Source organism: Wolbachia endosymbiont of Mansonella ozzardi (assembly GCF_020278625.1).
Lineage (GTDB): Bacteria > Pseudomonadota > Alphaproteobacteria > Rickettsiales > Anaplasmataceae > Wolbachia.
Window position 1 is genome coordinate 1 of sequence record NZ_JADAKK010000093.1, and the last position, 660, is coordinate 660.

Consider the following 660-nt stretch of genomic DNA (forward strand, 5'->3'; position numbering starts at 1 on the left):
TTTTTGTTTTTCAGAACTTCATTAGGAGGCTTTCCTTGCCCTGTTTCATCACGTAAAATAAAACTTCTATCCTGAAAGTCAGGTAAATCACAAAAATTAATAGGAGGCAAAATCTCTGGCACACTTGTTCTACTATATTGTCCTGCCGCTTCAATTGCTTGTAATTTTGCTCTATCCAGGTTAACACTTTTTACTACTGTATACTCCATCAAAATGAATTGGATTCAGGTTACCCCCATTTCAGTTGCCTACCTTATTATATTACCTGAGCGGAATTTTTTACCATAGCATAATATAGATATAAATTTTCTCCATATTGCTCTTGTTTGGTGCATTCTTTAAGTGTAGCTTTTGCTAATTTACGCAATGTATCAACTATTTCTCCCAACTACTCTCCATCCCTTTCATAAAAAAAGAAATATTGGCATTCTTCTTAAATCGCATGGAATTGCAAAAATAGTAACTTTGCCTTGGACTAAGCTCTAAACTAACGCCTTCTCAACATAAAGTCTAATTTTTTCCATTCAATATACACCTGTATTAACGGTCAACCTGCAAACTGAAGCATTGTCTTATACCAAACTTCATTATTATGACAAATCCCAATGGTAAATTAAAAAGTTTCCCTACGATTAGAGACTTAGCGAACTTGTTATGTAT

General features: G+C 33.8%; 1 protein-coding gene and 1 pseudogene. Both read right to left on the reverse strand.

The features are described 5' to 3' along the window. Window positions 1-209, reverse strand: a pseudogene (locus tag IHO40_RS05705) (16S rRNA (uracil(1498)-N(3))-methyltransferase); the annotation flags it as partial. Window positions 210-256: 47 nt separating this feature from the next. Beyond that, window positions 257-388, reverse strand: a complete 132-nt coding sequence (locus IHO40_RS05925; RefSeq protein ID WP_255586022.1) for a hypothetical protein — start codon at window positions 386-388, stop codon at window positions 257-259. Window positions 389-660 lie beyond the last annotated feature (272 nt).